We start from the raw sequence: 24,953 nt of genomic DNA on the forward strand, positions 1-24,953 counted from the left end.
AAGATTAACTATTTGGCTATAATACCACCCTTTCCCGGATTTAATATTTTTATATGCACATGTTGTACCGCATCCAACGATGCGCGCTACTTCTTTAGGCGTAACTCCAAGCATATCTAATCTATCTTTTAATGAAAGATTTTGATATGGAATTGAGCATACTGTTTTTACAATTCCTGTTCTCAATAGCATTACGCTCACCCAGGTAAGCATGTAGACCTCGTAATTTTCTTTAACGTAAACTAAGAAATAAGCTCCGAGTAACTTTTTGAAATTTTCAAAAAATAATTCGCCCTCTGTTTTTTATGTTAGTTCAAAGATTATTCAAATAATTTCGAGGTCGCGATGTTTATCTCGCTTATGATGAACCAGGCGAACATTCTTAATACAATTGTTTTTATAATGTATATCGCCTTGCAGACATTGACGCAAAGTCTCAACCAGCCTCCGGCAAGCGGTTCGTATCTGCTCGAAACCGCTATCGCAAACGGATCAATCGGCGCCATATTATTTATAATATGGCGTATAACTTTTAAATCCACTCAAACGCAATTCGAATTCGCGTTGAAGCAAAATCAGGAACAGTTCGATAAGGCGCTTACTAAAGTTGAAGAACAGCACAAAGAAAGTCTCGAACAGAATCAGAAAACGATCGACAGGATATTCGAAATATTGAAGAAGGACGCGGACAATAAAGAAGTGCTTATCGGCATACTCACCAAGATGGAATCCGCAATCACAAATATCGAGGGTAAAAAATGAATTCGTTGAAAGAACAGGCAATCGGGCGTTATCAAATTTTAAAAAAACAGATCTACGACCTGAGCGTAAAAGCGCAGTCGATGGTTAAGGAAATCCAGGACGAGACGGAATCTTTCCTTTCGGACAAAGATTTTACGACTATGGATTTTAAGAAAGTCGAAACTCTTGCGCGGGAACTGCAAGCGCTGCAGGAAGAGTACGCCGAAAAAGCCGGGAAGATGGAACAGATTAAATCAACCTACAACCTGTAAGGAGAAGACGATGGGCGACCCGGCAGTAAGAGAGAAGGCTAAGCAGCTCTTCGTAGAAAACGGTTTGAGCATGGATACGATAGTTAAACTGCTCGACGGAGAGGTTAGCAGGAAAACTTTATACAACTGGCGTAAGCAGGACGGCTGGGACGATCTGCGGAAAGCTAAAGTGGAACGAACCGCAAAACTGCGCGAGCGGCTCGAACGGCTTCTCGAAGCAGCAATCACGGACGCCGAAACAAATCTTAATCCGAGGTCGATATTTGCGGTCGGGAAGCTGGTCGCGGCTTTGAGAGCGAGCGAATATGTAAACTTCTCCGATGAAAAGCTAGAAAAAGAGCGGAATGTAAAACAAGGGCTGTCCCCGGAAAATCTGGAAAAACTCGAAAAAGAATTGGGAGTGCTGTAAAATGAAAAACGCTCATAAATCGTTTTTAAGGGGCGCTTCTCCCTTCAGGCGACCCAAACCACTCCCAAAAATTATTAAACGAAATTAAACGCATTTACGGAAGAATTAAACGCATGTCCGTATCAGGACTGCGGGCGTTTTCGGAGCTGCGATGAGTAAAATAACGTTTTTGCAGTATCAAAAAGGCTGGATAACCAATCCAAACCGGTTCGCAATATGCGAAAAAAGCCGCCGCATTGGTATAACTTATGCGGAAGCTTATCGCGTTACAAGAGACCTTTCCACCAAGAACGTAAAGAACAACAAAGTCTGGTTCTCATCGGCTGATTTGTCAGCCGCCGAAGAGTTCATCGATTACGTCGGATTCTTTGCAAAGTATCTGAACGTAGCGGCAAAGTATGTAGGCGAAGTCGTAATCAGCAAAGAAGACGACATTACAGCTCACCGCGTGCGCTTTGCCAACGGCTGCGAATGCAACGCTATCAGTTCGAACCCTACAAGGTTTCGATCGAAGGGCGGCGACGTTATACTGGATGAATTCGCGCATCACCGCGAACAGGAAAAGATGTTTACCGCCGCAAAGCCTTCGGCAATGTGGGGCAACCGCGTCAGAATTATCAGCACTCATAACGGAGACGATTCGTATTTCAACCAGTTGATTAAGGAAGTGCAGAAAGGCAAGAACGGCACAATGAAGAACTGGAGCCATTTTAAGATTACTATTGAAGACGCTATTAAGCAGGGTTTGGTTGATAAAGTGCTGGGACGCAAAGCGACAAAGAAGGACATTAAAGAGTTTCTCGAAAGTTCATTTGCGGGTCTTACTCAAGAAGCAATCGAAGAAGAATTCTATTGCATTCCGCGTTCGAGTTCCAACTCGCATTTGCTGAGCTATGAGATTATTAACGCGATAGAACGCGATAATATATTGGACGAAACTCTCTCGGAAATTTCAGGCGACTTATATGTAGGCATGGATGTCGGTCGCAAGAATAATCCTTCTGTTATTTGGATACTCGAAAAATTAGGCGAGTTGTTATATACACGAAAAGTTATTGCATTAAAAAATATGCCTTACAGCGAACAAAGAGAAATTTTATACGGCGTTCTGTCTCATAGCAATTTCAGACGCGCTTGCATTGACGCGACCGGAATCGGAAATCAATTGTCCGAAGAGGCTCAAGATGCTTTTGGCAAGCTTCGCGTAGAACAGGTTACCTTTACTCCAAAAGTAAAAGAAGAACTCGCATCCAACGCTTATATAATGGCCGAGGGCAGAAAAGTTTTAATACCGCGCGATAAAATTATTCGCGAAGATTTATATTCGGTACGAGCCGTCACAACTTCCGCGGGTAATGTCCGTTACGAAGCGGAACAATCCAAAGACGGCGGACATGCAGATTATTTCTTTGCGCTTGCTCTCGCATTGATGGCGGCTAAATCATATTCCGGGCCGCTTATCGTCACCTCCGGAGCGCGCAGACAAATGAGCAGAATTTTGAATAATTATTAAGTTTGAGGTTAACATGGCTAAAGGACTCTATATAAATCCTACAACGTTCGTTCCGCTGAGCGAAATCAGCAGGAATTTAACGAGCGAAGTCGCGACGCGACAGTTTGCGCTCGGCGGTTTCCCCGGATTCTTCGGATACCTGCCCGATCCCGACCCGATACTGCGTAAACTCAACATGGATCAGACCGTCTACAAAGATTTACGCAGCGACGAGCAGGTAGGCGCATTGATGGCAAGAAGAAAGAATCTTACAAAAAGTCTCGACTGGCGCATAGAACAGGGCGACGCTACGGACAAAGAGCTTGAACTATGCGAACGGGCTCTAACGCTTCTTGCGGACAATAAGAACAAAATAAAGGATATAATTTCGCAAAGTCTTAATCCGATTTTTTTCGGTTACTCGGTATTCGAAATAACCTGGGCGCAGATAGACGGCGCATTGCTGCCAGTTAAAGTTCAGGAAAAACCGCGCGAATGGTTTACCTTCGACGACAGGAATAATTTGCTATTCAGGACAAATCTGGATTATTACGGAATTCCAATTGTGGGAGACAATATCGATCCGAAATACGCTTATAAATTTATTCTGCTTCAGAACGATCCGGAATATGATAATCCCTACGGCGACAAAGCATTGTCGCGCTGCTTTTGGCCCGTAACTTTTAAACGCGGAGGGATGCGTTTCTTTTCGCTCTTCGTAGAGAAATACGGAATGCCTTTTATCTTCGGCAAGCTGCCCCGCGGAGCCAAGCCGGAAGATCATTACGATTTGATGACAAAGCTTTCGAACATGGTTCAGGACGCGGTTGCAACCGGACCTGACGACAGTTCGATTCAAATAATCGAGCCGCATTCGGCAAGCGCGGACCTGCACGAAAAATATCTCCAGCGGTGCGACAACGCAATCGCAAAAGCAATACTAACGAACGCGCTTTCGGTCGAACGCCAGGGCGTCGGATCGTACGCGTCGACCGAAACCGGAGCCGATACTATCGAATCGAACCTTAGCGAAGAAGACCGCGACTTTCCGACCGAGCTGTTCAATCAATTATTCAAATGGATTGTTGACATCAATATCGGCAGCGGACTCTATCCGGAGTTCAAACCGTTCGAGCTGGAAGACATTAATAAAGACAAGTCCGAACGCGACAAGAACCTGAAGGAGATCGGTTTGAAGTTCACTAAGAAATATTTTGTGAATAACTACAATCTTGAAGAAGATGATTTCGAGCTTGCGCCGGTCGCTGAGCCTGTCGAAGCGCCGGCGGATATTACTCTGCCGCTTCCCGGAGCGCCGGAACCAGCGAACTTGAGCAAACCTTCGCCGCTGAAAAAATTTTGGAATTGGCTTACTAATAAAAAGATAGAATTTGCAGAACAATCCGGCGGCATCTTCGGGGATAAAGTTTCCGGCGCTCTGCCGGATAAATTGCTTCAGTTCCAGATTGAAAATACACTTAAACCAGTCATCGAACTTGCCAATAAATCGAACAGTCGCGACGAATTCATTGCCGGGCTTTATGCTCTCTTCCCGGATATGAAAACCGACGAGATTGAAAATCTTGCAACTAAGATTTTATTCATTGCAGATATTGAAGGAAGGATTAATGTTTAATATCATACCCGCATAAGCGGGAATCTATAAAAAATAATTATGACAACAGAACAACTAAAATATTTACTCACACTCCCACCGCAACAAATTGTCGAGTGGTATAAAAGCAAAGGATATAAATTTAGCTGGAACTGGCAGGACGTTTGGCAGGAACAGCACGCCCGCGCTTTTACGGTTGCAAAGGCGATGAAGCTCGACATCCTGCAGACAATTAAAGACGAAGTCGATAAAATTTTTTCTGAAGGAATTACTTACGAGCAGTTTAAGAAAGATTTGGAGCCGATGCTAAAACGCCTGGGCTGGTGGGGACGCGTTAAAGCAAGCGACGTTCCGGGCTACGATCCCAAAAGCGGAATCGACCCGGATAAAATTGTGGAACTCGGTTCGCCGCGCAGGCTTAGAACAATCTATCAAACCAACGCAAATGTTGCATACTCCGCCGGGCGTTACAAGATGATGATTGAAAACGCAGAGCAGCGCCCTTACTGGCAATACAAACAAATCGACCGCAAAACAAAAAGGAAATCCCATTCGTATTACGCCGACAAGGTATTCCGATACGACGACCCGATATGGAATACAATCTATCCGCCTTCGGATTGGAATTGCGGATGTTACGTTGTACCGCTTACCGCCGCCGAAGTGGAAGCCCGCGGATTGGAAATTTCAAACGGTTCGGATTTCCAAATTAAAAATATACCGCCGGAGTGGCAGTATAATCCGGGCAAGGCTTATCCTGCATGGGACACAAAACCCGAACTATATGCAATTTTAAAAGGTCAAAAAACTTTTGCCGACTTTGGGCGGCTGCCGGCAAGACAAATTAAAGACAGGCAAACGGCGCCGGATAAATTTCCCGCTCTCGATGCTGTAGGGATGCAACAGATGATAAATTTAATTAAGCAAGAATTCGAGCTTAAGTTCCGCGACTGGAATCTGATTGACACATACGACAACGACAAAGCATTGATTACGCTCGATCGCATGACGCATCTGCTCGAAAAAGCTGACGGACGCGAACGATATATTCCATACATAAAAGCAACTCTGCAAAATCCATATGAAATTTATTTAACCGAATATGTTGATAGGAATGATGACGCGAATAAAACATTGCGCAAAACTTATATCGGCTTGTTTAACGACGACGAAACGAAGGAAGATATATTCGTCGTATTGAACATGATGGGCGATAGTACCGTTTTCTGGAATGCGTTTCAACGGAGAGCTCCGCAGATAGATAAACTGAGAGTGGGCGAGCTGTTATATGGCAGGTTGTGATTAGCTTTCATATTTTTTCTTTGACATATTAAAATCAAGTATATGGCAGATAAAAAACATTGCGTAGCCCTTTTGCAAGTCCCGCGCCTTGGGCTACACCGCTTACGGTTAACGCCGCGGGGCGTGGCTTGAACGCCGCCGTAAGGTCGGTAAACAAAATTATAATTAATAAAAAATAAAATCAACATGGCAGATAACCTCGAACAAATAAATGCCTTAATCGACAGTATCAAAGAACGATTCCTTCCGAACCGCAAATTGATGACTGCAATTGCAGAAGAAATGTATGCCTCTGTTATAAATGAGTTTCGTACTCAAGGCGCCGGCAGCGGCGGCTGGAAAGCTCTGCGTCCCGCTACATTGAAACAAAAGAAGAGGAAAGGATTTGCCGACGCTGTTTTACAGGCGCGCGGAAATTTAATCAGGTCGATACAATCTTCCGCTACGGAATATACCGCGGTTGTTTCAACCAATATGCGCTACGCTGCAATACATCATTTCGGCGGCGTAATATCGATGGCTGCAAGAACCCGCACTTTGTTCCACCGCACGGACAGAAAAGGAAATCTGATGAGACAGCAGAGCAATAAGAACCTGCTCGTATTTGCAAAGAAGAGCCACAAACAGAAAGCGGCATATACATACGGACAGCGCGCTTACACTGTTAACATTCCTGCGCGTCCGTTCATGATTTTAACCGAGCCTTATAAAAACAATATTATCAACATAATAAAGAGGCATATAAACGGCGTTAAATGAGGATTAAACTGAATCATATATACCGCTGCAAGCGATGCGGCGCGCGATACGTGATACTGCGCGGACGCGGCTTTAGAAGTTATTTGCCCGTGGAGCTGAAAGACGGGTCGGAAATTTACGACAATCGATTCGACAGATATAAACACACGAGTCATTTAATAAATTGTCCGGGTCTCCAGGCGCAGTGGGAAGAAGTTAAATCGATGATATACGCTCAAGAGAAGGAAGAAGAAAAAAGATTGGCTAAAGAATCCTTAAGATAGCTTGGATTACCATTATGTAAAAGGATTGCCTATATTTGATTGACAGATATTTATTGAAAGCTATCCGCCTTTCTTTTTAATTTTTAAGAACTTTGTTCTGTACTGCGCGTATTTTATGGCGTCGTATGTTGAATTCAAAGTGGCGAATAATCCGTATGAGAACAGCAGCGTGAACAACACAATAAATATTTTGCATTGGTCTTTATCCCCAAGGCTTATCATGTACGAAGTTGACGCCGATAATATAATTGAATAAATCAAAGCGACGAACAGAATCATCAATGAAAATTTGAAGGTTCCTATAATTGCGGTATAATCCCCTTCTTCATCAAGGAACCGGACGAAGTCGTCATCCGACGCGGATATTATTATTGCCATGGCGGCAAAGAATACAGAAAATACGATTGACAATACCGATATGCCTATATCATATAATTTAACGGCAAACTCGTTGGATATAGTCGAAGGGATAAGAGCAAATAATAATACCGACAGAGCTAAGGCGACAATTAAATCCCATGAAAATATTATATTTTTAATCTTCATGTTTAAACCTGCCGAATATTTCCTTTATTTTTGCCATCAATATCTCGAGCGCTTCAGCCGGCTTAAGATTGTCTCCCGGCGCTTTTGCCGTTACAGGATTGTCGCCTGTCTTGACGGTTTTTTTCTCTCCGTCCATTTCTCCTGTAACGGCAGCCTGGCCGTAACCGTCGTCCGCCATTGATATTTTACTGTTTATTTCCTCATCATCAGTTATGTTTAAGTTCCCATCTTCTTGCGCTTCGTAATATTCTTTATATTTTGACGCTCCTAATTTTTTAAGTCTATCGTCTGTTCTTTTCCATATATCGCGGTTATTGGGATTCGATGGATGAAGATATATTTGCAGCTTTAGTACCTTTTTGAATTTTTTAATCGCTTCGAATATTTTTTCTTCTTCATCTATCGATTGTATTTCGGCGCTGACGAACATACCTTCCAACGAATGTTCAAAAAGCTTACAAAAATTTTTCCTAAATGTTTCTTTAGATATTATTACACCGACCGGATGATAAGTTATTAGCCCCGAGTTGATATGAAGAAAAAATCTGGATTTAGCAAGAACGTAATTATTTATTTGTTGTTCTTCTAAATTGTGAGTTTCCGGGTTGGCAACCTCTTCATTGTAATTTGGACTGTATTTTACCAAATAGCCGTGTATGAATGAACCATGTTCGCTGTCGATCTCCTCTATATCGAAAAAGCCCCAGTTAGTATCTTTATGTTTCCAGATAATATTAGACTTAAGCGCTTTTAGTAAGAATTCTCTTTTATTTTCATAATGGGCTATAAGGTTTAATCTTCCAAAATAATATGTTATATCTCTTATATTCGGAGGCATTGCCAAACCATAGAAGCTTTAATAATTTTGAAATAATATTCTCATACCCGGTGAGTTCATTGCGCCGCATTTTTATATGCGTTAATATACCGCTTATTCCCATTCCCGTCAACAGAAGTCAATCTTTTAACGCTCTGCCCGTTTGTTTGTACAAGCTTATATTCTGCTCTATCACGCGCGCTATGCCAAGGCATATCAGCAATACTATTACGCTCGTTATTACGGACGCAACGCCCATCGAGAATAGCGCCGGGTTCAATATCCGTTCGAAACGTTCGCCGTTGTAGACCCATTCGAACGCTCTGCCTATTAGAACGAATCCGCCAATGAAACTGAGCGCAAAATAGATCCATCCCATCGCTTTAAGCCAGATTGCAATCTCCGAGGAAAAAATTCTTTTTGCCGCCGTTATTTCCCGCCTTTCAGCCGCTCTTGCGCCTTCTAGGCTTTCGCCGCATTTTGCGCAGTCTTCCGCTTCCGCAGCATTTGCAGTTCTGCACACCGGGCATATTATTTTGTCGGCCATGTCTGCCTCGTTATTAATTTAAATATATTTTACTGCCGTTCCGTATACATTATAATTCCAACCTGCTCCCATCATACCTGAAGAGACAATACAATCGATTTTTAACCCATATATTGCATCTGCGCCTAGCTCTTTCCCTTTTTTAGCAATAATTTTAACTAATTCTTGGACGAGGTCATCGTAAGATATTTTACCATATTTTTCCTTCGTAAACATTGTTGCGTGATAATATGATACGATACCAATTGATTCGCAATTTCTAGTAGGCGACGTCGTAAATATCGGTATTTCATACGCGTTCATTTTACCCTCCATATCATTTTGTTAAACATCCTTAATAATCTTTACTACTTTTTTCATGAATTTTATTTGCTTTCTATATATAATATCCGGAGCATACTTTTGATTATCCGAATAGACAATTATAAAATCCTCATGATGTTTTATTCGCCTTATAATATGAGAGCCGTTTATATTTACAATAACGGCAATATTGCCGTCTTTAATATTTTTTAGCATGTCAACTATAATAAAATCGCCCTTCATTATAGTCGGCGCCATCGAATCGTCTTCCGCCGTAAGCGCGGCGCATTTATCGTGGTTGTAAGGCAGCGATATAAAATCTGCGTTGGCATAAGTTTCCGGTTTATCAAGTTCTTCCATTTTTTCGGGCAGTTCCGTAACGATCGGAAAAATGTTTTTCTTCTGCTTTTTCATATATCGATATACGTCTTCCCTTACCCGGCTTTCGAGCGACTGCTTAAGCCCGTATTGGAAGACCGTATTAAAAGCTTCCTTCGGCTCGTTAATCTCCTGCCCAGTTATCAACCAGCCTAAATCCACGTCTCCTATCTCTGCTATTTTTTTCAGAGTCTCTATGTCGGGTTCTCGGTCATCTGTCTCATATAAACTAATAGCTGAGGCTGTTGAGAGCCCTATTGATAAGGCAAACTCTGTCTGGTTTAATCCGAGTTTTTTTCTTATTGAATATATTCTTTTCCCTAAAGAATTTTTCATATTGTTATTATTTTTACTTGACAATATTTTTGCATTATGTTAACTTTGCATGTGACACTAATTTTACTAAAGGATAATAATAAAATGAAACATAATTTCCACCCGGACTTCAACAAAAGACTCGTTAACAAATCCGAAATAGCCCGGCTCCTGGGAATAAGCCGTCCTTACGTTTCGATGCTGATGAGCGGAGCCAGGAAGAACCCGGAGATGCTCGAACGCATTAAATCTATTATCAAACAACAGTTAAAAAAAGTTTAACGCTGTGCAAATATACTTTTATAAATATGCCATAGCCATTAAAATTTTAACCGGGCACATAAAAATTTGACGAGGGAAATTATAATGTCAATCCCAAGGTCGTTAAAAGAAGCGCTTTACAACACAATCCACCGCAACAAAAAATCCATTAATGAAATTGCAGAAGAATGCAGCTGCAGCGCGTCGGTTCTGTATCGCTATTGCGCAGACGAGGATACGACCAGCTACGCCGACTTTCCGCTGCGCCGGCTCATTCCGCTGCTCAACGCCACAAACGACGATTCCATACTCGATTACCTCGAAGCCCGCCGCGGAAGAATTGCTTTCAGGATACCGAAAGTGGCGATAAAAAAAATGGACGAAGGCGTTATTGTGGAAGAATACCAGAAAGCCACGATCGAAGCCGTTGCGGCATTGAGAAAGTTTTTGTCCGAACCAAATAAAAAAAATTTCGACATTGTCGAAGACGCATTGATTAACTGTATGAAGTCAACTGCGTCCTGCAAAAAGTATTGCGACAAAAAAATGAGCGGTCAGCTCGAAATGAATCTATAAGTTAAAATTAAAACAGGAGAAAGAAGCCATGTTAAAAACAAAATTATATGATACTTTAACCGATCAGGATTTAATGACTCGTATAAAACAATACAAAGCTGATGCTGAAGCCATTACAAAAGAAATGGGGACTTTGCTTTCGATTATCAGTAGGGATTTGAAAGATCTAGGGATCAATATATCAATATTGAATGACTTGGTGTCCGAAAAAGAAAAACGCAATAATAAGAAGATTAATTAATAAATCAGAGGATTTTGCAAAATTAATGATGGTAATAAGATTACAATAAAAGTTAAATAAAATAGTAGTAAAATCTTCATTATTATTAAGTCTTTATGCAATTATAGAAGGAGATAAATAAGAGGAGATGGAGACAAATAATATTGTATATATAGGAAAAGAATATAATAGAGCAGATATTGCACATAAGTACGATGAACTCCGAAGACTGTCAAAAATAGTGAATTGCTATACTTACTGGCAAATTTATAGACATCATTTATTTATAGAATTGGGTTATAATAATATTTATGACTATGCTAGACAGAAGGATAATTATTCTAAAGGTTATGTAAACAAATTGATTAAAATTGGTAATTGTTTTTTTACATATATTGAAGAAAATACAGATAGGCTCACGCGTGAGCAAGAATTAAATTTAAATGATATTACAAATTGGCTCACTATGAGCTACCTTTCGTCAATACCTATTCGTAATTTATATCCTTTAACACGTCTTCCTGAAAAACAAAGAGAGCGTTTAGTAAAAGAAGGAATAGTTATTATCCGGGGTAAAGTAAGAACTATCAACGAATTAAAAAAATTAACTGACAAAGAGATTTCTTTATTAATGAGAAAAAAGCCATTGATAAAAATAAAAAATGACGAACTAACTCCGGAGATAGCGCATGATAAAGTAGCAACGCATATTAATGCTATTTCAGAAATAGCAAAGAGATGCACTTTTCTTGATAAGACAGACGCCGTACACATTAATAATTGTTTCGATTCTCTAATTAATGTTTTCAAGAGACATATTAATTAGGAGGGGGCTCTTGAAGCAGATTAATTATTTAGACCCAAAATCATTATCTCCTAAGAGATATAAAGAGAATAATGTTACAAACCCTGTGAATAGGGAAATCATTCATAGACACAAAGAATCTCACTCTCTTACAGACGAAGAAGAACTACAATGCAACGCGTATGTGGGAGTAATTAAATTGTATCTTGAATACCTAAATAAAAACGGCAAAGGCAAGGAATCGAGGGAAAAGTTTGTTAATATCTACAACGGCGGGGCGTATCCGGAACTGATGAAATACACCGGAGCAATAGGCAGCTGGAAAACCATCGAACGCTGGAAGGTTGATTATAAACGCTCCGGAAACGACATGCGCATATTCATGAGAAGCAAACGCAAACGAGGGATGCAGGTTACTCCGGAACAATCGGCAATCCTTATCAAGTACGTCCTGAACCCAAACAAACCTGCGATTTCCGAAGCTATACGAATGGCAATAGAAGAATTCAAAGCAAAAGATATTACTCCTATTCTGAGCTCCCAGACGTACAGGAGATATTTGGACAAATGGAAAGTTGAACATTACGCCGACTGGGTATTCTACCGCGAAGGCGAACAGGCTCTTGACGACAAAGTTTTGCCCTACCTGGAACGCGATTACGACAGGATAGAAGTCGGCGATATTATAGTAGCCGACGGTCATAAGCTGAATTTTGAGATTATAAATCCCTACACCGGCAAGCCCAAACGCATGATGCTTATACTCTACTTCGACATGAAAAGCTCGATGCCCCTCGGCTGGGAAATAGACCCTAGCGAAAACACTCAGGCAATCAAATCCGCTCTGCGACGTTCGATTATACGGCTGGGCAAATATCCCAAAGTTGTTTATATGGACAACGGTCGGGCTTTCAATGCGGATTATTTTACAAAACCGGTCGAAATGCTGAACATTGTAAGCACATTCGAACGTCTCGGTATAAAAACAATTACCGCGATTCCGTACCACGGGCAATCGAAAACAATCGAGAGATTTTTCCGTACGTTCGGGGAACTGGAACGCCTGGCGCCGACATACGTAGGAGCGTCGATAAGCTCTCAGCCGCCGAGGATGCACCGCGGCGAAAAACTGCACGTTAAGCTATACGAAAAATTAATGAGCGGCACGACCATCGACATCTTTGCGGCGCATAAAGCGATAGCGTGGTGGTTCGATCAATACGCCCACAGAGTTCAACAGAACGGACATCTTAAAGGATTGACGCCGGCGGAAGTGTTCGAAGCGGGCAAAGGACCCGGTGTGGACAAAGAAGAACTCGACTTTTTGATGATGAAAACCAGAATAACAACCGTATACCGGAACGGCATAAGGATGTTCAACGGTCACTACTGGAACGAAGCTTTATTCGGCAAAAAATGGGACGAAGTGCTCGTGCGCTATGACATTCAGAACACCGATTCGATTTACGTTTACGATAAAAACGATAATTTTATATGCAAAGCCGAACGAGTCGAAAAGGTTCATCCGGCGGCGGTAATACTCGGCGACGAAGAAGACGTACGTCGGTTCCGCGAACGAATTGAAATGAAAGCGCGGATGAAAAAACCGATTGTATCGGACGCTCGCGAATTTCTGAAACAAGAGGTTTACCCGGCGGTTAAAGAACAATTCGAAACGAACGTGCTTCAGATTGAAGCCGGCTCGGAACGGCAAAGCGCCGCGGATAACAAACCCGCAAAAACAAAAAAGAAAAAAAGAGATTTGATCGACAGCTGGTCGCTTCCGGAAGACGCAAAGATTAAAAACATAGATTTAATACCTAAAGCAGCGGAGGGCTGAGGATGAAGAAAAAATCCGGAATGGAAAAGTTTTTGGCGCGCGTTAAAAAACAAAAAGCGCTCGGCATCATCTACAACATTCCGAACGTGGACGCGGCGTTGCTGGTTAACCGTCTGCTCGACGAAAAGAAACACATTGTAATCAACGCCCGCGACGCTTACACGTCTGCAATGCTCAAATACCGTCTCGGTTCCAAACTTAAAGTGAAAGGGCTTTCGTTCAACATGCTGCCTGAACTCCTTCAGGGGAAAATTATTACGGTCAACAACGCGGATATGATTAAAGAAAGCTATGCGCGCGTGTTCGACGACTTCCGCCGCTACGGCGTTCCTCTTCTTCTTCTTATGCACTCGGATTCGGCAATGAAAGATTTGCGCAAATGGCCGTCTTATACGCGCGTGATGACCATAGAAGCGGACTTCAAACTGCTGAATTGAAGTTTTTTAATTAAGCCCGCGGCTGCTGAGCCGCCAAGCATAGCCAGCCGCGGGGATTAACCTCACTTCAAAGAGAAGGAGGACTTTAAAATATGTCAAATCTCTCAAACGAGCAAATCCGGGCAATCATCGACCGTCTGATTGAATTCCAGAAGAACAATCCCGCTTCAATCTCGTCGGACCGCGCAGTCGGAAACAACACCGGTTACAGCGCGACAACTATTAATCAATTCAAAAACGGGAAATATCCAGCAAGCGGATCGCTCAGCGAAATTGCGCTGAAAGTTGCAAATTATCTCGATAACGTTTCTGCGTCGCAGCAGGATTACCTCAATCGCGGCACGTTAAAATTTGCAATGACAACAGCAGCTTCGCACATTTTCAAAGCCGCTCATTATGCATTAACCCAAGGAACTATTTCCGTAATAACCGGCGTTCCTGGATGCGGCAAAACTCACGCAGTCAAGGAATTCAAACGCCGCAACCCGACATCGGTTCTTATCGAAGTTACGCCGTTGGTAACAAGACGCAGTTTAATCGAAGACATCTGCAACGAAATCCGTATTCCCGTTTTCAATTACAAAGGGGACAGACCGGTTCCTGTTTCTTCGAACGAACTTTTCCGCTCGATAGTAAACGTGCTGGGCGGCACGAAACGTCTTCTTATAATTGACGAAGGCGAAAACCTTACGGTTCAATGCCTTGAAGTAATACGCCGCATTCAGGATTTTACAGAAATCGGTATGCTGCTTTCCGGAACCGGCAGGCTGCTCGACCGTCTGCGCGGAACGCGCAAGGAATTGCAGCAGCTCTTCAGCCGTGTCGGTTATCAGAAAGAAATAAGAACTCTTGAACTCGACGACGTGCGCGCAATACTCGATGTTAATTATCCCGAAGCAAAAAATTTCGCCGCCACTTTCCTGTCGCTCTCTAAACACAACGGACGCTATTTACAGCATCTCATATCTCTCGTTAAAAGAACGGTTCACGAAACCGGCGAACCTTTGAGCGACGATCTTATAGACAGCGCGGCAAGTTCGTTATTAACATAAGCGAGAATAAAATGAACATTGAATTCACAGAGCACAGCTGCCAGAGATTTTGCGAAAGGATCAACCCGAATCTGTTAAGTATAACGGATTATAATCAGCGATTAAGAGCGGCTAAACGCTCTCTTAAAACAATATTGAAAACGGCATATTATATAAGCGACAACGATCGCGGAGTTCTTTTGCGCAGCAATCTTTTCGGGTGTGACATTATTATTAAACATAAAAAACTTATTACCGTCTACGCTACGAACAAAAACGGAAAAAGGAGAAAAAAATGTCAGAATTATATGCGGCAGCGTTAAAGCGGCTGCACAATGACATAGAAGAACTACTTTCGCAGCTGAAAAAAGTGAAGAACGATAATTACATGCAGTTATACAAAAGCTTGCAGCTGCAGAGACTAACCGAAGCCGAATACGATCTTATCCGCTGCTCGATAAAGATAAAAGACCTTATAGACCTTGAAGAAAACGAACTGAACGGTGATGCATTATGATGCGCGTCAGCCCGGAAACAATAGAACGCGATTTGAAAGAGCTGCAGGAAGCTCACGGCAGCGATTTTATAAGGACCCTTTGCGCCGCGGTCATATACGAATATTGCTGGTGGAACTGGCGGCAGATGAAAGACGGCATTACTAACGATCCGGATTTCATTGAATTAATTAATAAGAGGAACGGTCATGAAAAAGAACAATCAATTGAAAGTTGAAATAAACGTTTCGGAAATTCTCGATGCGGTCTCGCCGGTCGATCTGATAGACAGACTTGCTCAGGAGCTATATAAAAAAATATATGACGACACGTGCGAGAGCGAACGCAAGGAAATAATAGCCGCATACTGCACGCTCAAAAAGCTGCACATCAAGCTGCTCGAAGGCTGCGTATATAACGACAGACGTATGAGAACAATATCGGTGAATTGATATGTCTTTTAAGCAAAACATGCGAAAGCTGGAACGCATACAAAGATTCGGCGTAACCGTCGATCTTCCTCTTTTCAATCAGAAGGACGTTCCGGAAAAGAAGAAGCTGCCGGCATGGATATGGGACGGCAAGGAAATAAGCCGCCGCGCTTACGACGCGTTCAAAACGCAGTTTGCTCAAAAAGAAATAGAATACCTCCGCGCCGTGCTGGAACTGGGAGGCGAAGCGACGGATAACGAAATTGTAGACCTTCTCGGCTGGCCGCCGGGATACGTTAGCGCCAGACGAAACGCTCTTAAAGAGCTCGGCATTATAGTTTCATACGGCAAAACAAAACTTGGTCCCAGCGGCGTGCGGAACACTGTCTGGTCGATTAACTTTCAAAAACTTTATCTGATAATAGAGGAGGCGGAATGTTAATAGCGGCAGCTTTTGCGTTGGGAACTCTATTCGGTCTGATAATCGGCGGAATGCTCGCATCCGGGAAAGCCGAAGACCTGGTCAGAGAAAATTATATGCTTAAAAGGGAAATAGAAGAATTACATCATAAAAACAAAGAGGAATGCGATGCAACTGAGAAACTTTGACGACGTAAACAACGCTCTGCGAGAAATAGCCGAGTGCGATTCGTTCATTGCCGACCGCGAAATTAAGATGAACGAAAAAATTAACGAGCTGAAAAGCGCATACGAAGAAGAAACCTCCGAAGCGCGCTCCCGTAAACTTGCGCTCGAAAAAGAACTCGAAAAATTCTGCATCAAAAACAAAAACGAGTTCGGAAGCGCGCGAACCAAGAATCTCCTCTTCGGTAAAATATTCTTCCGCACCACGCCGCCTAAAGTGAGTTTGCTTAACCGCAAATACACTGTAGCAACGGCTGTAGAGCTCGCTTCGAAACTCTTTAAGAACAAATACGTGCGAATTAAGAAAGAGCTCGACAAAGACGCAATACTGGCTTCGTATGCCGCTAAGGAAATCGACGACGAACGACTCGCTGCCATAGGTTTGAAGATAGACCAGCAGGAAAAATTCGGGTACGAAATTAATTGGGAAAATCTGAAAGAGTCATGACGGCGGCAGGCAGAAATATCGAACCGGTTACCAGGACGCAAATAATCAAAATTCATGTTGCGGCAAAACAGTTGAATCTTTCGCGTCAGCAGTACGAAGACATTCTTTCCGGCTTCATCAAGCCGGACGGCTCGCCCTGCGCGAGCTCGAAAGATTTGGACCGGGATCAGGCGGAATATCTTCTAAGGATATTCCGCAAACTCGGGTTCAAGGAAACGAAACGCGGCAGAGTTCTTAAATACGAAGAATATTCGCGACGCGACTATCGCTTTGCCGAGCCGCGCCAGATGCGGCTTATAGACGCGCTCTGGCATACGTCGCCGAAGGTGCGTAACAAAACCGACGCCGCGCTGAATCACTTTATTAAACGGATAGCCGGAGTGGATCATATCGGTTTTCTGCTTAAGAAAGACGTTCAAAAAGTAATTAAAGCCATACGGGAACTATGACAAGAACAATATTAATATCAATCGTATTATCGATATTATATATGATAATAACGCTTGCGGTAATGCTGGTTATGTTGATGTTTGCGAATGCGCTTAAGACAATAATCTCGAAACTGTACGAATCGATATGCAATGAGATATATAGATTCATAAGCGGAGCCGGCGATGAATAAATACGACTGGATCAAAGAAATCGAAAATTACAAAGACTACTTTACTCCCGATCAGCGCGATCTGATTGATCTGATCGGATTCGATAACTACATGAAAATCCATGAGCATTTTGAAAAGACTAGCATACACATATCTTCCGCGCCGATAATGATGTTGAAAAAAATCTATGCGCAAAAAAAACATTCCATCCCGTATAATATAATTGCTCGAATTCTCGGCGTATCCGAAAAAACCATCTACAACTGGCGCGAAGAAAAAAATTACGACAATTACGATCTGTTCGAAGACAAAGAATAGGAGCCGCGATGCTGTATCTTTTTTGGAAAACATTATGGAATTTATTCGCCAAAGACAAATTTATCGTAAACAAAGGCGGATTGACAATATATCTGTCGTCCAATCTGCCTTTCGGCGCACAGGGAGTTTTTACAGGGTTGAAGGGCGCTTTCGTAAAATTTGTATTCTACAAAAACACAAACATAATAGCCTCGGAATATACCGAGCGCGTAATTAAGCATGAATATACTCATTATCTTCAGCGCAAGCGGCTGGGCTTTGTCGGTTTCTGGGCTACGATTATCTGGGCATACATTTGTTTTTGGAAAACTCACGACGAAAAACCGCTGGAGCGCGAAGCCGAAGAAAACGAATTTAAATAGAGCCGCTAAGATGAGATTTGACAAATACGACATACAGTTAATAATAGCCTTATTCTTCTACGTTTTATATTGTTTCCTTCTGTTCATAGGGATATTATAAAGTTAACCGCGAGGGGCAAAGCGGTCCGCCTTAGCCGCAATGGGACATCCGCCGTCCCCGCCCCTCAATTAAATAAAGGAGTTATTATGAATGATATAAAAGGCATACATGAGAAAGACGAAAAGCGATTAAATAAACTGCATAAGATAGATAATTACGAGGGGCTCTTGAATTTTATAATCGAGTATGTGTTTGAAAATCAAATTCACTTGAACGAATATGACGAAGTTACTATCCATTTCTATAAAGAGATAATAAATCAATATTATAGAATCAAGGAGAGTATCAATGAAACAGATGAAAATTAAAGAATATATCGATTTACTGCGCGCGAGGCACGGCGAAAAAATAGAAAATTGGAAAGTAATATGTCCAATATGCAAATGCGAGCAAACAGTTCAGGATTTTCTCGACGCCGGCATAGATATGAAAGACGTATTCAATTACTTCGGTTATAGCTGCATCGGCAGATTCAGCGAAGCGAAAGGATGCGACTTTTCTCTCGGAGGATTATTCCCAATTCACAATGTCGAAATCATCGACGACTCCGGAAACGCGCATCCCAGATTTGATATAGCATAATAAGGAGAAATATGAATATTAAGAATTATATAAAAATAAGGAAATGACCAGGGATCGGATATGTAAGGAATTCAGCATCCCGAATAATTATCTGTTCTGGCTGCTATATAATAATAACATACCTATCTGGGATCGTAAACGAGCAAGGAAAAGAACCCAGAGGGAGAATAATTCCGATAAATATTTCTCCTGGGAACAGATTAATGATAACATAATGAGCCGTTATAACTCTGATTAAAAGCCTTTCCTAAACGTCTTCCTCCATTAATAAACTGCCATATTGACATAATCATACCGCTAATAATAGTAAATAATTACAAATTACTACTGGATATGAAGATTTTCATAACTTATTATAATTTAATTAATTGCACAGAGACAATAAAAAAATCTATTTCCAGCTATTTGATTAGCAGAGAAACAATGATTAAACAGCCCTATAAATGCCTTTGCACCCTTTCAGAGAGCCTATTAAACGCGATTATAAGCCATTAAACGCTATTTTTAATTAGTTTTTATAAGCCGTTTAATAGCTGATCATTTCTCAATTTATATGCAAATAAAGCCTTTTTTATAGTAAAAAATGTAATTTTTCTCATTTTGCTATTTTTAACATCTATTTCTGTATCTTGTTTAATTATATGCACTTACATTCAATAATTTTTCCATTTTTATTTCTCATTTTACACTAAATTTTATATTAATGCAAAGGACTGCATTTGCCGGGCTTTTTTTATTTAAAAAATAATTTTCCTCTTGACACCTGCACATCCGTTCACTATATTAGAGGTGTACAAACGAGCACTACTATGAAAAAAGAAAATATAACAAACCGTCAAAAAGAAATTCTCGATTTCATACAGGATTATGTCGATTTTAACGGATATCCTCCCACATACAGGGAGATCGGCAAGCATTTCAATATTGCCAGCACATTCGGGGTCAAACGGCATATCGACGCATTAATTAAAAAAGGTTATCTGAGCAACGAAAGCGGCGCCAGTCGAACGCTTTCTCTTATAGTAGGCAGCGGGCGTGAAAAATCAAATTCCATTATCGATATCCCGATTGTCGGACGTGTGGCAGCAGGCGCTCCGATTCTTGCCGAGGAAAATATCGAGGGCAATTTGTCCCTGGACAAGAATCTGGTAGGCAACCGGACGGAATGTTTCGGGCTGAAAGTAAGAGGCGACAGTATGATTAATGCCGGAATTCTGGAAGGCGATCTGGTTATAATCCAGCCGCAAAGGGAAGCTCAAAACGGCGATATTATTGTCGCCTTGCTGCACGACGAAGCAACGATGAAACGTTTCCACGTCGAGAACAATAAAATCTACCTGATACCTGAAAACGACAATTACGAGCCGATCGTTGTCGATAACCCGGAAGAATTTACAATAATCGGAAAGGTAGTTGGCGTATTCCGCAGCTACCATTAAAAAAGAGGAGATTAAAGATGAAAACCTTATTGTTTTCCACCGCAATTTATAACAGAAACAGAATTTCTTTTCTCTACGGGCTTACTCCCTTTACAATCGAGCCGTATTATATTACACGGAACCGTCGCGGTAAAAAAGTGCTCTACGGAAGAATCAACGGCGCTAATGAAATTAGAAGTTTTGAATACGAAAAGATTTCCAACATAAAAATCCTGGGGATGCAAAAATTTTCGCCGGTAATTCCGATACTCCCTCTTTGCAACTAAAATGAAAAAGAGAAATCTGCATAGGGATCGGGTTGAATTTCTTATCGATCAGATAAGAAACAGCGGCTATATGATGATAAGCCGTAAATACGGCAAGTACCTGCCTCCGCCCTCGCCCATCGACAATCTCGAAGTAGACGCTGTCGCCCGCTTTAAGAAGAGAATTGCAATCGGAATCACATTGAACGAAGAAGAACTCGACCGAGCGACGCTCGAATCAAAAATTTCAACTCTTTTTAGAGGGAGAAGATCGAACTCTCGGATAACGCTTTTTATCGGAGTCCCGAAAGTACATCTCTACAAAGCGAAAATTGCAATATCGCATCTGCCCGAGGAACTTAGGAAAAGAATCAGAGTCGTTCCGTTATCTGATTAATTACTCTTCCGGGAATAAACTTTTGGTAAGATTTTGCTGCCCCGCAAGGATTCGAACCTTGAATTCTTGATCCAGAGTCAAGCGTGTTCCCATTACACCACGGGGCAAAATTATTATGTACAAAGAAAATAATTATTTCATATACAATGCAAGCAGTTTGTTTATTCTCCCGATATAATATTAAGATTAACCGGCGCATCGTTTATATCCCACACTTTCGTATCCTCTGAATCAACAACCTTAATTCTTACTTGTGTCGACGGTAAAGCTTCCTGTACTGGCCCGAAAATAAAATCCCATCCATATGCTCCCGTAGACGGATAGTTTGTTACAAGAGTCTTCCACGTTCCTTCTGCCCCATTTTGTAAACTGTAATAGATATTTACATTACCCGATATTGCATACGAAGACCATGTTATTAACATAGGCCAATGTTCTGAGGGTTTGGGATCTTGTTGTTCATCTTCAGTAAGATAGTAATACTGTCCACCGTTAGGTAATATTAAGCGTATTTTTTTGCTAGCGTGTATCGAGAAATAACCGTCGGTAACGTCGCTTGCCGTAATGCCCGGATCTGCAGACGATATCCTGATTTTGCAGTTATCCGAACTGTCGGGTCGAGGCGAATCGAGCCTGCCGGGCGCCCAGATAAAGCTGCCGTCGTTTTCTGTGCTTTCCGCTCCAGGTACAGTATGCCACGTACCGCCGCCGTTCGTAGACCATTCGATTTTAACTTTATTAATATTATTTGCGTTCCATTTTATTTCGTACGGATGATAATTCTGATAATCTGTAGTGCTTACGTTATATTTGCTCGTAAGCCACTGCTCCCCGCCGTTTGGCGTGAGGATTTTAATAGTCGGCGGTTCTTTTACTTTGAAAACGCCGTCGCTGTAATCGAGGGGCGATCTGTCGGCAGCGTCGCTTATTCTTATGACATAATTATCGGATACAATTGAAAAGCTCGCTTCATAAGAACGGATTCCGCCTCCTTCGTCAGCGCCCGAAACGCTGTCAACCAGTACTTTCCAATCAAGTTCGCTGGTTGTATTATACGGGTTAAATTCAATCCGGACGTATTCTATTCCCTGCGATCTCCACTGTATCTTAAATTTCTGACCAGACAATATTTCTACTCCTGAAGTCGGATAAATCACCTCAATACTCTGACTCGGTTGAATGGAAAAAGTACTGTTGCTTTCGTCAACCGGCGTTCCGTCCTGACTGTCTTTAATTCTGACTTTGCACTGAGTAGAATTTACGTTAGGCACCGGATTCCACTCGTATGAACCCGAACTCGGATAATTAGAGACAATCGGCGTCCATGTTAGTCCGTTATTAATTGTATATTCAATATCCACATTAGTAACCGCTTTGGAATCCCACTGGATATTTTGTGATGTGCCCGACTGCCATTTTTCTCCGCCGTTGGGCGATATTACTCTCATTGTTTGTGTAATTTGATTCGATATCTGGAAATTATTGTCGGAAACGTCGAAGGGCACTCCGTCGGTAGCGTCGCTAATTTTTATCCTGCACTGTAACGAATTTGTATTCGGGACATTACTCCATACGTATGTACCGATACTTTCGACGGAATTAACAATTGTTACCCAGTCAGCGCCTCCGTTTATAGTATATTCGATTTTAACATATCTAACATTTTCAGAAGCCCATCTAATTTCTACCGGAGTTCCGTAGAAAAGACTTTCTCCTCCGTTCGGTTCGAGCACCTGAATATACGGTTCTGGCTCAATATTAAAGAAAGCGTCGCTTTCGTCGCTCGGAACGCCGTCGTCGGCGTCGCTTATGCGAATTTTGCAATTTGTCGATGTAGTATTCGGTATTTTACTCCAGTTATAAAACCCTGTACTCGGAGTGCTTTCAACGATTGTATTCCAGCTAATTCCGTTATTAAATGTATACTCGATTTTTACGTTTTCAATACCAGCGGCATTCCATTTAATATTGTAACTGCCTCCGGCAGTCAACGATTCGCCGCCGTTGGGGCTTGTAACCTGAATTAATTGATTTCCTTTATTAGTAATCGAGAATACATCGTCCGAAACATCCGAAGGAATTCCGTCGTCAGCGTCGCTTATCCGGATTTTACATAACAGCGAATTTACATCCGGGATATTTTTCCATGCAAAGAATCCCGTACTGGGAGCGCTTTCGACTATCGTTTTCCAGGAAGCTCCATTATTAATCGAATATTCAATTTTTACGTTCTCGATATTTGTCGATTTCCACAATATATTGTCGCTTGCCCCTGCGTACCACTGTTCTCCGCCGTTGGGCGTTAATACCGTAACGCTCGGTTCGGACAGGACTATAAATGTGCCGTCGCTTTCATCTATCGGAGAGCCGTTATCATAGTCGAATATTCTGATTTTATATTGACTCGAAGGCACTGTAAAACTGGCGGGATATCTTCCGTTCGAAGGAGTTTTTTCGACCAGTTGCTCCCAGGTAATTCCGTTGTTGGAGCTAAACATAATTGTCACGTTTTCAACTCCGATTGAGTTCCAGCGTATCGTATCGAGCACGCCGGCAGTCCACGTTTCGCCTCCGTTCGGATAAACTACTTCTATTTTGGGTTTGGGCACAATCCTAAAGACCTTATTGCTCTGGTCGACCGGAACCCCGTCTTCGGCATCTCTAATTCTGATAAGGCATTGTGTAGAAAGTTTATCAGGAACGTTCCATTCGTAGGCGCCCGAATTGGGTACGTTTTCGGCAATTACATCCCAGGTAAGTCCGTTATTAGCCGAGAATTCGAGACTTACATTTTTAATTCCAACCGACGACCATGTAATATTCTGAGCCGTTCCCGCCTGCCAGCTTTCTCCTCCGTTGGGACTTGTAATTTCGATTGCCTGACTTACCTGATTGGTAATTTGGAAGGTGCTGTCCGAAACGTCCCACGGCTCGCCGTCGAGAGCGTCGTAGATTCTTATCTTACACAGTTTCGAATTTAGGTCGGGTATATTTTTCCATTCGTAAAAGCCCGTGCTCGGTATAGAATCCTCGATTGTAATCCACTCGTATCCGTTATTAATCGTATAAGCAATCTTAACGTTTTTAATGTTTTCCGAGAGCCATTCGATTTTTTGAGTAGAACCGGCAAGCCAAATTTCGCCTCCATTGGGTTCGAGCACTTTAATTTGAGGCTCGGGCAAAATAGAAAATACATTGTCGCTTTCGACGTAAGGACTTCCGTCTTCCGCGTCTTTAATACGAATTCTCGCCAGCGTAGAAGGCGTATTCGGCACGGGTTCCCAGTAATATATACCCGTGTTTTTTCTGTCGGTGGCAATGTAATTCCAATGATTTCCGTTATCTGTTGTATATTCGATAATTACCGAATCAATGCCTGTGCTGTACCATTTAATTTCCTTCGACGTACCCGCTTCCCATTCTTCGCCGCCGACCGGGCTAATAATTTTAAGACTTTCGTTACTGCTTCTGATAATGCTGAAAGTAGTATCGCTTTCGTCGAATGCGGTTTCTTCTGTATTGGTAATGCGAACTTTGCATTGGTTTGATATCTGGCTTGGGACGGGGAACCAGACGTACACGCCGGTATTCTGGACGCTGTCGGCAATCAAAGTCCATTTGCCGCCGTTATCTATCGAATAGGAAAGATTAATAAGGGAAGATGTTGAGCCGCTCCATTTGATTTCATACGACGTGCCTTCAACAATAACTTCGCCTCCGTTTGGGGCAGTTATTTTCAAACTTTCCGTAACGCTGCCGCCTCCGGGACCCGTAATATCGGATTCTTCTTTTAATTTACATGAGGAAAACACCAATAAAATTACAAATAATATAAAAAATGATTTTTGCATTTTTTCCCCGGTAAGATAAATTATTATTACTGGTTTAATTTACTAAATTCAGTTATTTTTATTAAATAAAAACTCACATAATCCGTGCCTATTAAAAAATGTTAATTTCA

General features: G+C 42.0%; 37 protein-coding genes and 1 tRNA gene. 31 read left to right on the forward strand and 7 right to left on the reverse strand.

Going from position 1 to position 24,953, the window contains the following annotated elements:
* Nucleotides 1–345 precede the first annotated feature (345 nt).
* The 8 genes from ACSSWA_RS01380 (at nt 346) to ACSSWA_RS01415 (ending at nt 6,853) form a co-directional block, all read left to right on the forward strand.
* Nucleotides 346–762 (forward strand): hypothetical protein, encoded by a 417-nt coding sequence (locus tag ACSSWA_RS01380; protein WP_437347883.1) that lies wholly within the window; start codon nt 346–348, stop codon nt 760–762.
* Nucleotides 759–1,013, forward strand: coding sequence for a hypothetical protein (locus ACSSWA_RS01385; protein ID WP_437347882.1), 255 nt, complete (start codon nt 759–761; stop codon nt 1,011–1,013). The genes ACSSWA_RS01380 and ACSSWA_RS01385 overlap by 4 nt, the downstream gene beginning before the upstream one ends.
* Before the next feature lie 10 nt (nt 1,014–1,023).
* Complete coding sequence (locus ACSSWA_RS01390; RefSeq protein WP_437347881.1) at nt 1,024–1,422, forward strand: phage terminase small subunit-related protein; 399 nt, start codon at nt 1,024–1,026, stop codon at nt 1,420–1,422.
* 151 nt (nt 1,423–1,573) lie between these two features.
* On the forward strand, nt 1,574–2,935 hold the full coding sequence (locus ACSSWA_RS01395) for a terminase large subunit domain-containing protein (RefSeq protein WP_437354807.1): 1,362 nt from the start codon (nt 1,574–1,576) through the stop codon (nt 2,933–2,935).
* Between the two features lie 13 nt (nt 2,936–2,948).
* Nucleotides 2,949–4,550 (forward strand): phage portal protein family protein, encoded by a 1,602-nt coding sequence (locus ACSSWA_RS01400; protein WP_437354808.1) that lies wholly within the window; start codon nt 2,949–2,951, stop codon nt 4,548–4,550.
* A 39-nt stretch (nt 4,551–4,589) separates the two neighbouring features.
* Entirely contained in the window at nt 4,590–5,831 is a 1,242-nt protein-coding gene (locus ACSSWA_RS01405; protein ID WP_437354809.1) for a PBECR2 nuclease fold domain-containing protein, read from the forward strand.
* 186 nt (nt 5,832–6,017) lie between these two features.
* Nucleotides 6,018–6,590, forward strand: a complete 573-nt coding sequence (locus tag ACSSWA_RS01410) for a phage virion morphogenesis protein (protein ID WP_437354810.1) — start codon at nt 6,018–6,020, stop codon at nt 6,588–6,590.
* Nucleotides 6,587–6,853 (forward strand): hypothetical protein, encoded by a 267-nt coding sequence (locus ACSSWA_RS01415; RefSeq protein WP_437354811.1) that lies wholly within the window; start codon nt 6,587–6,589, stop codon nt 6,851–6,853. The genes ACSSWA_RS01410 and ACSSWA_RS01415 overlap by 4 nt, the downstream gene beginning before the upstream one ends.
* 60 nt (nt 6,854–6,913) lie before the next feature.
* Here the strand turns inward: ACSSWA_RS01415 and ACSSWA_RS01420 are convergent, their stop codons facing one another.
* The 5 genes from ACSSWA_RS01420 to ACSSWA_RS01440 form a co-directional block, all read right to left on the reverse strand.
* Nucleotides 6,914–7,399 carry a hypothetical protein gene (locus ACSSWA_RS01420; RefSeq protein ID WP_437354812.1) on the reverse strand — a complete coding sequence of 162 codons (486 nt, stop codon included), beginning with the start codon at nt 7,397–7,399 and terminating at the stop codon, nt 6,914–6,916.
* Nucleotides 7,389–8,237, reverse strand: a complete 849-nt coding sequence (locus ACSSWA_RS01425) for a hypothetical protein (protein WP_437354813.1) — start codon at nt 8,235–8,237, stop codon at nt 7,389–7,391. Before ACSSWA_RS01425 ends, ACSSWA_RS01420 begins: the two co-directional genes overlap by 11 nt.
* Nucleotides 8,238–8,355: 118 nt before the next feature.
* The gene (locus tag ACSSWA_RS01430; RefSeq protein WP_437354814.1) at nt 8,356–8,763 is read right to left on the reverse strand and encodes a hypothetical protein; all 408 of its coding nucleotides are present in this window, start codon (nt 8,761–8,763) and stop codon (nt 8,356–8,358) included.
* A gap of 18 nt (nt 8,764–8,781) precedes the next feature.
* Nucleotides 8,782–9,066, reverse strand: coding sequence for a hypothetical protein (locus tag ACSSWA_RS01435; RefSeq protein WP_437354815.1), 285 nt, complete (start codon nt 9,064–9,066; stop codon nt 8,782–8,784).
* A gap of 21 nt (nt 9,067–9,087) precedes the next feature.
* Nucleotides 9,088–9,780 carry an XRE family transcriptional regulator gene (locus ACSSWA_RS01440; RefSeq protein ID WP_437354816.1) on the reverse strand — a complete coding sequence of 231 codons (693 nt, stop codon included), beginning with the start codon at nt 9,778–9,780 and terminating at the stop codon, nt 9,088–9,090.
* 84 nt (nt 9,781–9,864) lie between these two features.
* On the opposite strand from ACSSWA_RS01440, the gene ACSSWA_RS01445 reads away from it, so the two are divergent.
* From ACSSWA_RS01445 to ACSSWA_RS01555, 23 genes are all read left to right on the forward strand, one after another.
* Nucleotides 9,865–10,041, forward strand: coding sequence for a helix-turn-helix domain-containing protein (locus ACSSWA_RS01445; protein ID WP_437354817.1), 177 nt, complete (start codon nt 9,865–9,867; stop codon nt 10,039–10,041).
* An 84-nt stretch (nt 10,042–10,125) separates the two neighbouring features.
* A complete protein-coding gene (locus ACSSWA_RS01450; RefSeq protein WP_437347869.1) occupies nt 10,126–10,596 on the forward strand; it encodes a phage regulatory CII family protein in 471 nt (156 codons plus the stop codon).
* 28 nt (nt 10,597–10,624) lie between these two features.
* Nucleotides 10,625–10,837, forward strand: a complete 213-nt coding sequence (locus tag ACSSWA_RS01455; protein ID WP_437354818.1) for a hypothetical protein — start codon at nt 10,625–10,627, stop codon at nt 10,835–10,837.
* A gap of 127 nt (nt 10,838–10,964) precedes the next feature.
* A complete protein-coding gene (locus tag ACSSWA_RS01460; RefSeq protein ID WP_437354819.1) occupies nt 10,965–11,642 on the forward strand; it encodes a hypothetical protein in 678 nt (225 codons plus the stop codon).
* A 10-nt stretch (nt 11,643–11,652) separates the two neighbouring features.
* Entirely contained in the window at nt 11,653–13,461 is a 1,809-nt protein-coding gene (locus tag ACSSWA_RS01465) for a Mu transposase C-terminal domain-containing protein (RefSeq protein ID WP_437354820.1), read from the forward strand.
* 2 nt (nt 13,462–13,463) lie between these two features.
* Nucleotides 13,464–13,898 carry a hypothetical protein gene (locus ACSSWA_RS01470; RefSeq protein WP_437354821.1) on the forward strand — a complete coding sequence of 145 codons (435 nt, stop codon included), beginning with the start codon at nt 13,464–13,466 and terminating at the stop codon, nt 13,896–13,898.
* A 92-nt stretch (nt 13,899–13,990) separates the two neighbouring features.
* Nucleotides 13,991–14,950, forward strand: a complete 960-nt coding sequence (locus ACSSWA_RS01475; protein ID WP_437354822.1) for an AAA family ATPase — start codon at nt 13,991–13,993, stop codon at nt 14,948–14,950.
* Nucleotides 14,951–14,961: 11 nt separating this feature from the next.
* Nucleotides 14,962–15,252: a hypothetical protein gene (locus tag ACSSWA_RS01480; RefSeq protein ID WP_437354823.1), complete on the forward strand. Its 291-nt coding sequence runs from the start codon at nt 14,962–14,964 to the stop codon at nt 15,250–15,252.
* Nucleotides 15,225–15,446 (forward strand): hypothetical protein, encoded by a 222-nt coding sequence (locus ACSSWA_RS01485; RefSeq protein ID WP_437347862.1) that lies wholly within the window; start codon nt 15,225–15,227, stop codon nt 15,444–15,446. Before ACSSWA_RS01480 ends, ACSSWA_RS01485 begins: the two co-directional genes overlap by 28 nt.
* Nucleotides 15,443–15,661, forward strand: a complete 219-nt coding sequence (locus ACSSWA_RS01490) for a hypothetical protein (protein ID WP_437347861.1) — start codon at nt 15,443–15,445, stop codon at nt 15,659–15,661. Before ACSSWA_RS01485 ends, ACSSWA_RS01490 begins: the two co-directional genes overlap by 4 nt.
* Entirely contained in the window at nt 15,633–15,875 is a 243-nt protein-coding gene (locus tag ACSSWA_RS01495; RefSeq protein WP_437354824.1) for a hypothetical protein, read from the forward strand. Before ACSSWA_RS01490 ends, ACSSWA_RS01495 begins: the two co-directional genes overlap by 29 nt.
* A 1-nt stretch (nt 15,876) precedes the next feature.
* The gene (locus tag ACSSWA_RS01500; protein WP_437354825.1) at nt 15,877–16,296 is read left to right on the forward strand and encodes a hypothetical protein; all 420 of its coding nucleotides are present in this window, start codon (nt 15,877–15,879) and stop codon (nt 16,294–16,296) included.
* On the forward strand, nt 16,290–16,463 hold the full coding sequence (locus ACSSWA_RS01505; RefSeq protein ID WP_437354826.1) for a hypothetical protein: 174 nt from the start codon (nt 16,290–16,292) through the stop codon (nt 16,461–16,463). The genes ACSSWA_RS01500 and ACSSWA_RS01505 overlap by 7 nt, the downstream gene beginning before the upstream one ends.
* On the forward strand, nt 16,444–16,947 hold the full coding sequence (locus tag ACSSWA_RS01510; RefSeq protein WP_437354827.1) for a host-nuclease inhibitor Gam family protein: 504 nt from the start codon (nt 16,444–16,446) through the stop codon (nt 16,945–16,947). Before ACSSWA_RS01505 ends, ACSSWA_RS01510 begins: the two co-directional genes overlap by 20 nt.
* A complete protein-coding gene (locus tag ACSSWA_RS01515; RefSeq protein ID WP_437354828.1) occupies nt 16,923–17,396 on the forward strand; it encodes a regulatory protein GemA in 474 nt (157 codons plus the stop codon). Before ACSSWA_RS01510 ends, ACSSWA_RS01515 begins: the two co-directional genes overlap by 25 nt.
* The gene (locus tag ACSSWA_RS01520) at nt 17,393–17,569 is read left to right on the forward strand and encodes a hypothetical protein (RefSeq protein WP_437354829.1); all 177 of its coding nucleotides are present in this window, start codon (nt 17,393–17,395) and stop codon (nt 17,567–17,569) included. The genes ACSSWA_RS01515 and ACSSWA_RS01520 overlap by 4 nt, the downstream gene beginning before the upstream one ends.
* On the forward strand, nt 17,562–17,867 hold the full coding sequence (locus tag ACSSWA_RS01525; protein WP_437347854.1) for a helix-turn-helix domain-containing protein: 306 nt from the start codon (nt 17,562–17,564) through the stop codon (nt 17,865–17,867). The genes ACSSWA_RS01520 and ACSSWA_RS01525 overlap by 8 nt, the downstream gene beginning before the upstream one ends.
* Nucleotides 17,868–17,875: 8 nt before the next feature.
* Complete coding sequence (locus ACSSWA_RS01530; RefSeq protein WP_437347853.1) at nt 17,876–18,229, forward strand: hypothetical protein; 354 nt, start codon at nt 17,876–17,878, stop codon at nt 18,227–18,229.
* A gap of 186 nt (nt 18,230–18,415) precedes the next feature.
* Nucleotides 18,416–18,637: a hypothetical protein gene (locus tag ACSSWA_RS01535; protein ID WP_437354830.1), complete on the forward strand. Its 222-nt coding sequence runs from the start codon at nt 18,416–18,418 to the stop codon at nt 18,635–18,637.
* Nucleotides 18,618–18,911, forward strand: a complete 294-nt coding sequence (locus ACSSWA_RS01540) for a VVA0879 family protein (protein ID WP_437354831.1) — start codon at nt 18,618–18,620, stop codon at nt 18,909–18,911. The genes ACSSWA_RS01535 and ACSSWA_RS01540 overlap by 20 nt, the downstream gene beginning before the upstream one ends.
* Before the next feature lie 809 nt (nt 18,912–19,720).
* The gene (gene lexA / locus ACSSWA_RS01545; protein WP_437354832.1) at nt 19,721–20,350 is read left to right on the forward strand and encodes a transcriptional repressor LexA; all 630 of its coding nucleotides are present in this window, start codon (nt 19,721–19,723) and stop codon (nt 20,348–20,350) included.
* A gap of 17 nt (nt 20,351–20,367) precedes the next feature.
* Entirely contained in the window at nt 20,368–20,616 is a 249-nt protein-coding gene (locus ACSSWA_RS01550; RefSeq protein WP_437354833.1) for a hypothetical protein, read from the forward strand.
* 1 nt (nt 20,617) lies between these two features.
* Nucleotides 20,618–20,992 carry a hypothetical protein gene (locus tag ACSSWA_RS01555; RefSeq protein WP_437354834.1) on the forward strand — a complete coding sequence of 125 codons (375 nt, stop codon included), beginning with the start codon at nt 20,618–20,620 and terminating at the stop codon, nt 20,990–20,992.
* 36 nt (nt 20,993–21,028) lie between these two features.
* Here ACSSWA_RS01555 and ACSSWA_RS01560 read toward each other — a convergent pair.
* Nucleotides 21,029–21,099: transfer RNA gene (locus tag ACSSWA_RS01560), tRNA-Gln, on the reverse strand.
* Between the two features lie 54 nt (nt 21,100–21,153).
* Nucleotides 21,154–24,843, reverse strand: a complete 3,690-nt coding sequence (locus ACSSWA_RS01565) for a Ser-Thr-rich GPI-anchored membrane family protein (RefSeq protein ID WP_437354835.1) — start codon at nt 24,841–24,843, stop codon at nt 21,154–21,156.
* Nucleotides 24,844–24,953: the final 110 nt, after the last annotated feature.

Source organism: Melioribacter sp. Ez-97, assembly GCF_051488665.1.
Taxonomy (GTDB): Bacteria; Bacteroidota; Ignavibacteria; order Ignavibacteriales; family Melioribacteraceae; genus Melioribacter.

What these genes read in the sequence shown, in the direction of transcription:
- ACSSWA_RS01535 (WP_437354830.1), top strand. Translation starts at nt 18,416, where the DNA reads ATGAATGATATAAAAGGCATACATGAGAAAGACGAAAAGCGATTAAAT.
- ACSSWA_RS01520 (WP_437354829.1), top strand. Translation starts at nt 17,393, where the DNA reads ATGACAAGAACAATATTAATATCAATCGTATTATCGATATTATATATG.
- ACSSWA_RS01550 (WP_437354833.1), top strand. Translation starts at nt 20,368, where the DNA reads ATGAAAACCTTATTGTTTTCCACCGCAATTTATAACAGAAACAGAATT.
- ACSSWA_RS01420 (WP_437354812.1), bottom strand. Translation starts at nt 7,399, where the DNA reads ATGAAGATTAAAAATATAATATTTTCATGGGATTTAATTGTCGCCTTA.
- ACSSWA_RS01450 (WP_437347869.1), top strand. Translation starts at nt 10,126, where the DNA reads ATGTCAATCCCAAGGTCGTTAAAAGAAGCGCTTTACAACACAATCCAC.
- ACSSWA_RS01380 (WP_437347883.1), top strand. Translation starts at nt 346, where the DNA reads ATGTTTATCTCGCTTATGATGAACCAGGCGAACATTCTTAATACAATT.
- ACSSWA_RS01385 (WP_437347882.1), top strand. Translation starts at nt 759, where the DNA reads ATGAATTCGTTGAAAGAACAGGCAATCGGGCGTTATCAAATTTTAAAA.
- ACSSWA_RS01555 (WP_437354834.1), top strand. Translation starts at nt 20,618, where the DNA reads ATGAAAAAGAGAAATCTGCATAGGGATCGGGTTGAATTTCTTATCGAT.
- lexA (WP_437354832.1), top strand. Translation starts at nt 19,721, where the DNA reads ATGAAAAAAGAAAATATAACAAACCGTCAAAAAGAAATTCTCGATTTC.
- ACSSWA_RS01410 (WP_437354810.1), top strand. Translation starts at nt 6,018, where the DNA reads ATGGCAGATAACCTCGAACAAATAAATGCCTTAATCGACAGTATCAAA.
- ACSSWA_RS01425 (WP_437354813.1), bottom strand. Translation starts at nt 8,237, where the DNA reads ATGCCTCCGAATATAAGAGATATAACATATTATTTTGGAAGATTAAAC.
- ACSSWA_RS01445 (WP_437354817.1), top strand. Translation starts at nt 9,865, where the DNA reads ATGAAACATAATTTCCACCCGGACTTCAACAAAAGACTCGTTAACAAA.
- ACSSWA_RS01505 (WP_437354826.1), top strand. Translation starts at nt 16,290, where the DNA reads ATGTTAATAGCGGCAGCTTTTGCGTTGGGAACTCTATTCGGTCTGATA.
- ACSSWA_RS01530 (WP_437347853.1), top strand. Translation starts at nt 17,876, where the DNA reads ATGCTGTATCTTTTTTGGAAAACATTATGGAATTTATTCGCCAAAGAC.
- ACSSWA_RS01540 (WP_437354831.1), top strand. Translation starts at nt 18,618, where the DNA reads ATGAAACAGATGAAAATTAAAGAATATATCGATTTACTGCGCGCGAGG.
- ACSSWA_RS01480 (WP_437354823.1), top strand. Translation starts at nt 14,962, where the DNA reads ATGAACATTGAATTCACAGAGCACAGCTGCCAGAGATTTTGCGAAAGG.
- ACSSWA_RS01440 (WP_437354816.1), bottom strand. Translation starts at nt 9,780, where the DNA reads ATGAAAAATTCTTTAGGGAAAAGAATATATTCAATAAGAAAAAAACTC.
- ACSSWA_RS01400 (WP_437354808.1), top strand. Translation starts at nt 2,949, where the DNA reads ATGGCTAAAGGACTCTATATAAATCCTACAACGTTCGTTCCGCTGAGC.
- ACSSWA_RS01485 (WP_437347862.1), top strand. Translation starts at nt 15,225, where the DNA reads ATGTCAGAATTATATGCGGCAGCGTTAAAGCGGCTGCACAATGACATA.
- ACSSWA_RS01460 (WP_437354819.1), top strand. Translation starts at nt 10,965, where the DNA reads ATGGAGACAAATAATATTGTATATATAGGAAAAGAATATAATAGAGCA.
- ACSSWA_RS01565 (WP_437354835.1), bottom strand. Translation starts at nt 24,843, where the DNA reads ATGCAAAAATCATTTTTTATATTATTTGTAATTTTATTGGTGTTTTCC.
- ACSSWA_RS01455 (WP_437354818.1), top strand. Translation starts at nt 10,625, where the DNA reads ATGTTAAAAACAAAATTATATGATACTTTAACCGATCAGGATTTAATG.
- ACSSWA_RS01500 (WP_437354825.1), top strand. Translation starts at nt 15,877, where the DNA reads ATGTCTTTTAAGCAAAACATGCGAAAGCTGGAACGCATACAAAGATTC.
- ACSSWA_RS01495 (WP_437354824.1), top strand. Translation starts at nt 15,633, where the DNA reads ATGAAAAAGAACAATCAATTGAAAGTTGAAATAAACGTTTCGGAAATT.
- ACSSWA_RS01395 (WP_437354807.1), top strand. Translation starts at nt 1,574, where the DNA reads ATGAGTAAAATAACGTTTTTGCAGTATCAAAAAGGCTGGATAACCAAT.
- ACSSWA_RS01390 (WP_437347881.1), top strand. Translation starts at nt 1,024, where the DNA reads ATGGGCGACCCGGCAGTAAGAGAGAAGGCTAAGCAGCTCTTCGTAGAA.
- ACSSWA_RS01405 (WP_437354809.1), top strand. Translation starts at nt 4,590, where the DNA reads ATGACAACAGAACAACTAAAATATTTACTCACACTCCCACCGCAACAA.
- ACSSWA_RS01525 (WP_437347854.1), top strand. Translation starts at nt 17,562, where the DNA reads ATGAATAAATACGACTGGATCAAAGAAATCGAAAATTACAAAGACTAC.
- ACSSWA_RS01435 (WP_437354815.1), bottom strand. Translation starts at nt 9,066, where the DNA reads ATGAACGCGTATGAAATACCGATATTTACGACGTCGCCTACTAGAAAT.
- ACSSWA_RS01490 (WP_437347861.1), top strand. Translation starts at nt 15,443, where the DNA reads ATGATGCGCGTCAGCCCGGAAACAATAGAACGCGATTTGAAAGAGCTG.
- ACSSWA_RS01430 (WP_437354814.1), bottom strand. Translation starts at nt 8,763, where the DNA reads ATGGCCGACAAAATAATATGCCCGGTGTGCAGAACTGCAAATGCTGCG.
- ACSSWA_RS01415 (WP_437354811.1), top strand. Translation starts at nt 6,587, where the DNA reads ATGAGGATTAAACTGAATCATATATACCGCTGCAAGCGATGCGGCGCG.
- ACSSWA_RS01475 (WP_437354822.1), top strand. Translation starts at nt 13,991, where the DNA reads ATGTCAAATCTCTCAAACGAGCAAATCCGGGCAATCATCGACCGTCTG.
- ACSSWA_RS01470 (WP_437354821.1), top strand. Translation starts at nt 13,464, where the DNA reads ATGAAGAAAAAATCCGGAATGGAAAAGTTTTTGGCGCGCGTTAAAAAA.
- ACSSWA_RS01510 (WP_437354827.1), top strand. Translation starts at nt 16,444, where the DNA reads ATGCAACTGAGAAACTTTGACGACGTAAACAACGCTCTGCGAGAAATA.